A 6,884-nucleotide genomic window follows, 5' to 3' on the forward strand; every position below is an offset into this window, starting at 1 on the left:
TTTCCTCTGTATTTAGCCTGAGGTTTATTCACCTATAATCGAATCTAAAACATGTAATAAAACTGTCTACTTATATTAGCGCTAATTTAAGTTATTTTAGAGTGCATGTTGTATTTCAGCTTTAGTTAAAATGCAATATCGCCTTTGAGAGTGACAACCCATGCATCATTATTCTCGCTGATACCACCTGGATTATGTATGTACTGAATTTCAGGACGAATAGCAGAATACTTAGTCACTTGAAATTTGTAATAGCTAGCAATGACCGTCTCTGTTTCCTGAATAGGCATATAAAGAGCATTATTGTCATTATAAAGTTGGGCGCTATCAGCCAAGCTATCATTCACATGCAGGTATTTAGCGGCTAAGCCCCATTTATCTGTCGGACGAGCAGCAAATGGACCTTGATAGCTCACGCCTAATGCCAATGATTTATCAACACTAGTGATATCTTGATCGTTTAACGTCCCCATAAGGAACACACTAACACCGCGGGAAGATTCACCATCTACAGCAGTAACCTGTTGCTCTGCAACAAAATAAGCACCATCTTTACTGTCATGATGACGTGCTTTACCACCATCAATAATCAAGGGGTTACCATCTTGATTGTAGTAAAGATCATCACCGCCAACGGTATCATGCCAATAACCCAGTTTATAAGTACCGGGTAAGTCATTGAGTTTAGGCATCCAAGCAAGCTCTACAGGAATCGTCATTCCCAGAGTGCCATGAGGACTGCCTAAATTAAGATTCTGACTATTTTTAAGCCAGCTTGGGTTCATTTGGTAAACCCCGGTCTTTACATACCATTCTGGCGCTAGCTGATACTTGACAACACCCGCCCATTGGCTAATAGGCCAGTTGTAAACCGTAGAATTAACATTACCGAATTGGGAACCACAGAATCCAAGATAAGCAAATTCGCATTGGAAAGCGCCAAATTCAGCACCAACATTCATACGGCCTAACTTAATATTGAGGTCGTCACTAAGCAGTTTTTGCTCATAATAAAACTCAGAAATACGGGTCACCCTACCGCGGCCAAACACTTCTATCGATTGCATTAACTGGCCGATTTCAGCTTTATCATTAATATTCTGGCTTTGCCCACCTCTATTGGTCAGTGCAAAGTGGAAGTTGGCATCGGACAAGTCTAATAATTTTTCAAGATCGAAGTTAACACCAAGAACGGTTTGATCGGCATAACTAGTGGCATGATGTTGTCCACCTGTTAAGTTACCTCCGGTTTCGAAGGTATAACCTAAGCTAACGTCGATACCGGCATTATGAATCTGGCTACGAATACCACCAATATCACCGAACAAATAGTTATCCGCGGAGAAATTGTCGGCTTGTACTGAACTACTGCAAATAAGTAACAACACTGAGGCTGTTGTGAGAGAATTTATACTTTTCATTGAATACTTCTTTTAGTCAATTGGAAAGCGCAATGCATCGTCAAAAATAAATGCACTATTTGATATAGCAAAATCGTTATTTTGTTTAAAAAAATAGTAATTACAAAACGAGAATACAGTAATAAATTTACACGCCAATCTGAATGTGTTGAATATGAGCGCGTGATCTCATGTTGAAAATTGCCACTGTTCTTTCAGACATGCTTGAATTTAGTTGGCTTTTAGTTTGCATAACAAACAGTGTTTCTAACGCAATATAGATTCTAGTGGGAGCACATAGATATACAGGATTGCGGACAATGGATGCGTTGGCAGAAAACTCACTTGGCAGGAGTGACAGGTGCTAGTAAGACGATATAGTCCAATATGAACACGGACTAATAAGTAAGATGGAGTAATGGAGCGATGGAGTAATAGCGAGTTTGCGGTTAGGAATACCACTTACAAATAATAAAGCGCAACCTTACATCTGAGGCCATATCATCATGCCAAAGTGTGGGTTTTAGTGTTCTTATTGCGGACGATATCGACTGATTAACATGGGCGATTAACTCACCAGCATAGGTAATAAAAGCAACCATCTGAGTAGGTTCATCTAGCGATTTGATTCGTTTTTGAAGATGCTAATAACATCAACATTGCGCCATAATGTATATAAAATTGCACTCCAACACGGTCACGAGTGAACAAAGACTCTACATTTGTATCGAAAGGTAGAGTCTTTATCGCGTAAAAATTTGTCGAAGCAGATATGAGATTAATTAAACAGTAACGCAAATAAAGGCGCAGTGATAACCATGGCAATACCAGTAAAAATCATGGTTAAGCTAGCAATAACACCTTCCTCCCGCCCCATTTGATTTGCTTTAGCTGCTCCAGCACCGTGTGCCGACGCACCGAGAGAAATCCCCCTCGCTAAACTGCTTTTTATGTTGGCGGCTTTAAAAAGGGGCTCACAAATCAACATTCCCATAATACCTGTTACCAATACCAACATTGCGGTTAATTCAGGTATGCCGCCAAATGCACCTGTTGCTTCAATAGCAAACGGGGTTGATACCGATCTAACAATTAAACTGTGAGACAGCTCTGACGGCATATTGGTGAAATGGATAATCAACCATGAAGATCCAACACCCAAACATAATCCAGATAATACGCCAACACTTATGGTTAACGGATAACGTTTAATGAGTGCCCGTTCTCGATAAATGGGTACCGCAAATGCAATAGTGGCTGGGGCGAGCAAAGCAGGTAGCCAATGAGTAAACTGAAAGTAGTCGACTAATGGAATTTGAAATATAACCACAGTCGACAAAATGATAGTTGGCGCCAAGATAATAGGGGCAAACCAAATACGTTGTTGGCGTAAATAAAGCCGCTTGCTGATGTAATATCCTGCCAAGGTAAGTAATAAACAGAAAATGCCTAATAGTGAACCATTCATTTGGTGTATCCATTTTATCTAATGTTAAGACGTTTTTATTTAAGCAGTGAACGCTGCAACGAAATGCTGTTTAGGCGTTGTTTACGTTCAAATTTAAATAACTTATCAACGATAAAAGCGGTTCCAACTAACACGCTGGCACTGGCCAATAACATGCAAACAATCAACTCTGCACCATAACTTTCTAGCAATGACTCATATTTTGTAATGGCAACAACTGGAGGAATAAAAAATAACAATAAATCGCCAATTAACCAGCTCGAACCTTGTTTGACGACTTTCTCAGGGATCCATCGGCAAGACAATAATATCAACAATACGCCGAGGCCAATCACGCTTCCTGGAATAATCGAATGAACAGAATAAGCAACCCACTGACACAACCAAGCAAAGAAACATAGGCCGCTGACTTGGATGATTAAGGTTGTTTTGCACTTTAAAAAGGCACTATGACCAGTGAATAGAGATAACATTTAGTTTCACGCAATGGTTATTTAGTTGATATGCGCAGTTTACCCTTGCTTAATTGATAAAAAAAATGAATATTAATGATTGATTACATCACTTTTGGTTATGAAATTGGATCTTAAAGCACTGCACTATTTCACTGAGGTTGTTAAGGCTGGCGGCTTCGCCAAAGCTTGTCATTCGGCATTTGTGACTCAACCAGCGCTATCAAAAGCGATACGCTTGCTGGAAGACGAGCTTGATATGATATTGCTAGAACGCGGCAAGCGTGGCTCGCAAATCAGGCTAACTGAAGCTGGGAAAGTGGTTTATCACCATGCATCAAAGTTAATGGAAGGCCGTCAACTTATGATGGCTGAACTCGACAGTTTACGAAATTTAAGTGGTGGCTCACTAAAATTGGGGTTAGCCCCATTAGGCAGTGCAGAGTTATTTGCTCCTGTGATAGCTCAATTTAGACAACAATATCCTAGTATTGAGCTGCAATTATTGGTGCGCGGCGGTATAGAGCAAACGGCTGCCTTACACAAAGATGAAATAGAACTAGCGACAGGGATTATTGATTTCGATGATGAGTTTTGTGGTATTCGCATTCGCAATGAGTCAATGGTGGTTGTATTGCCCGCAGGACATAAGCTCGCGTGTAAAGAAACGTTACAGTTAAGCGAGCTTGATCATTTAGCACAAGTGATGTTTGAACCAGAATACGCCTTATATGAGCTAGTACTTGAAGCTTGTGCCAAAGCGGGATTTAAACCCAAAAATATCACTCGAGTCAGTCATGCTGACTTTGGTATTGCACTGGTAGCGGCAGGCTCTGGAGTAATGATATTGCCCAAAATTATTGCTGAACGATACCGGGTCGATGCGGTTGTTAATATTCCTTTAGCCAGTGAAGATTTACGCTGGGAGTTATCATTGTTTTGGCGTAAACAGAAACATTTATCATTTGCGGCTCAAGCAATGATAAAGCTAATTAAGCAGCATTTAAGTCAGCTAGAAAACAAACCTCGAAACGAATAAACCAGCATTACGGTTTAAGTTGCATTAGCCACTAAAACCAAACAAATCATTTTTAATCTAATACAGTAGAATCGCTAAATAACCGTTGCGATAATACGTTGATGAGAACTATTAATCCAAAAATATCGCTGTGAGTGAATTTAATAATAAATCGGTTCTAGTTTGGTAAACATAACGATGTAATCAATATTGAAGTGTAAAAAATCATTGTGTCATTTCATTTTTCCTTTCATTAAATATGTACACCTTAATTAGGCTTTACAATAAAAACCAAACCCAAACACTTTAAAAACAAAAAACATCACTACTGTTAATTTTTACACACACTTAATTACATTGAATAATAACTTAATCATTAGTAAACATTCTTAATCAATTAATATAACAAACCGATATCGTCACAGTGACTACACTGCGTAAAACTTTGATTATCATTTTGTTTTTTTATGATGTATGAGAAAATAATCACATATTGAGGTGCTCTTTCTATCCTCACTCATACTCTAAGTTCAGCTGAAAGTAGTTGTATTTATATACGTATTCCCATTCAACAAAATAGCAGTAGTAGCACTCCATATGAATTCATATTCACTAAAGAAAAAGATATTATTATCGGTTGTACTCGCTCTCACGCTTGTCATTATACTTTTATCGTGGCAAAGCTATTCCAGCCAAAAAAACTTACTATTAAAAAGTAGTGTCTATCAAGTAAGTCAACTTGGTAAGCAGCAAGCGTTGCGAATTGAAGGATGGTTAGCGGATCGACAGCGAGTTATCACCTCTGTAGCCACTAAAGTCGAAGGCGATACGCTAAATGCATTGCAGCAAGCACAAATCTCCGGAGATTTTCAGCTGACCTATTTCGGTAACAGTAATGGCGTAATGGTCGACTCAGATCCAAGTATTGACCGTACCAATTACGATCCAAGAACTCGTCCTTGGTACCATCAATCGCAGCAAGCTCGTAGAGCAATTCTTACCAAACCTTATCTTGATGTCGCTTTTAATATATTAGTGGTGACGATGGCACAACCGACTCGTAATGGGGTAGTCGGTGGCGATGTATCAATTAGCAGTTTAGTCGATAGTATCAACGATATGTCACTACCGGCTAACGGTTATGCCATCATGATGCATAAAGACGGTACTGTCATTGCTTACAAAGACTCACGCAAGTTAATGGGTAAAATTACCGACATTGACGCTCAATTAAACAGCCAAAAAATTCAATTGAGTCGCCAGACAAAGCAATTGACGCCAGTCTATTTTGATACTGAAGGCAGAGACAAGCTGTTATGGAGCGAAGAAATTCCAAACACAGATTGGCAACTCGTTTTTGTACTAGATAAGCAAACATTAGAGGCTCCACTGACTAATTTAATGCTAACTCAATTAGGATTAGCATTATTAGTATTGATTATCAGTGTGTTATCTATTTCATGGCTGTTAAGTCTTTTACTTGGGCCATTAAGCCGAGTATCACAAGCCCTATCACGCATAGCAGACGGCAATGGTGACTTAACTCAACGTATTACAGTCGACAGTCAAGACGAAGTAGGCATGTTAGCAAACAGTTTTAACCGTTTTGTGAGTAGTCAACATCAGCTGATCAGTCATATACGTCAACTGGCGACCGAACTAGATGTCGATGCAGAGCATAGTTTGCTTACCAATCAAACAACAGTTGAAGAGTTACAACGCCAGCAACAGGAAGTGGCAATGGTGGCCACTGCCGTCACTGAAATGTCGAGCGCGACCCATGAAATTGCAGCCAATGCTGAAAGTACCGCTGCGGCAGCGCAACAATCAGCCCAAAGCAGTAGCCAAGGGAAAGGGTTGGTTGATAAAACTCGTACAACCATTAATTCATTGGCATCAGAGATCGATGAAACAACCACAGTGATTGGCGAGTTAAGTCGACATGCACAAGCTATTTCTAGCATTCTTACTACTATTCAGGGAATTGCAGAACAAACTAATTTATTGGCATTAAATGCGGCCATTGAGGCAGCTCGTGCTGGCGAGCAAGGTCGTGGCTTTGCCGTAGTTGCGGATGAAGTTCGAGTGTTATCGCGCCGAACACAAGACTCTACTGCTGAAATTTACACCACTATTGAGACGTTACAAAATACGACTAAACAAGCCGTTAGCTTGATGGATAGCAGTAAAGCGTTGGCTAATAATAGTGTTGATGATGTTAACGCAGCAGCGCAAGCTCTAGAAGAGATCACTCAAGCAGTAAATGTGATTTCGGATATGGCCGGACAAATAGCCATAGCAGCAGAAGAACAAACGCAAGTCACTAACGAAATCACTAAAAATACAGTGGCGATTAAAGATGTCACCGATGAGATAACCTCATCTGCAATGACTCATTTAGACCAAGCAAAAATGCTCAAAGGCCGTGCAACCGATCTGAGTGATAAAGTCGCTACTTTCATTTTGTAAGGGCTTATTGGCAGGTAGAAATACCTGCTCAGTTGATGTTATCAATGTAAATCTTTGGAGGTAAAAACGCGTCAGTT

The 6,884-nt window shown here is 39.9% G+C and carries 5 protein-coding genes; 2 read left to right on the top strand and 3 right to left on the bottom strand.

What is annotated here, in order from left to right:
- Positions 1-125: 125 nt before the first annotated feature.
- The 3 genes from CXF78_RS06500 to CXF78_RS06510 all read right to left on the bottom strand — a co-directional run bounded on the left by CXF78_RS06500 (position 126) and on the right by CXF78_RS06510 (position 3,341).
- Positions 126-1,421 (bottom strand): carbohydrate porin, encoded by a 1,296-nt coding sequence (locus CXF78_RS06500; protein ID WP_102036315.1) that lies wholly within the window; start codon positions 1,419-1,421, stop codon positions 126-128.
- A 757-nt stretch (positions 1,422-2,178) separates the two neighbouring features.
- The gene (locus CXF78_RS06505; protein ID WP_102036316.1) at positions 2,179-2,868 is read right to left on the bottom strand and encodes an LrgB family protein; all 690 of its coding nucleotides are present in this window, start codon (positions 2,866-2,868) and stop codon (positions 2,179-2,181) included.
- Positions 2,869-2,903: 35 nt separating this feature from the next.
- Positions 2,904-3,341 carry a CidA/LrgA family protein gene (locus CXF78_RS06510; RefSeq protein WP_102036317.1) on the bottom strand — a complete coding sequence of 146 codons (438 nt, stop codon included), beginning with the start codon at positions 3,339-3,341 and terminating at the stop codon, positions 2,904-2,906.
- Between the two features lie 106 nt (positions 3,342-3,447).
- On the opposite strand from CXF78_RS06510, the gene CXF78_RS06515 reads away from it, so the two are divergent.
- A complete protein-coding gene (locus tag CXF78_RS06515) occupies positions 3,448-4,359 on the top strand; it encodes a LysR substrate-binding domain-containing protein (RefSeq protein WP_102036319.1) in 912 nt (303 codons plus the stop codon).
- Between the two features lie 576 nt (positions 4,360-4,935).
- The gene (locus CXF78_RS06520; protein ID WP_102036318.1) at positions 4,936-6,807 is read left to right on the top strand and encodes a methyl-accepting chemotaxis protein; all 1,872 of its coding nucleotides are present in this window, start codon (positions 4,936-4,938) and stop codon (positions 6,805-6,807) included.
- The last annotated feature ends 77 nt before the right edge of the window (positions 6,808-6,884 follow it).

The organism is Shewanella sp. 11B5 (assembly GCF_002836795.1).
GTDB lineage: Bacteria > Pseudomonadota > Gammaproteobacteria > Enterobacterales > Shewanellaceae > Shewanella > Shewanella frigidimarina.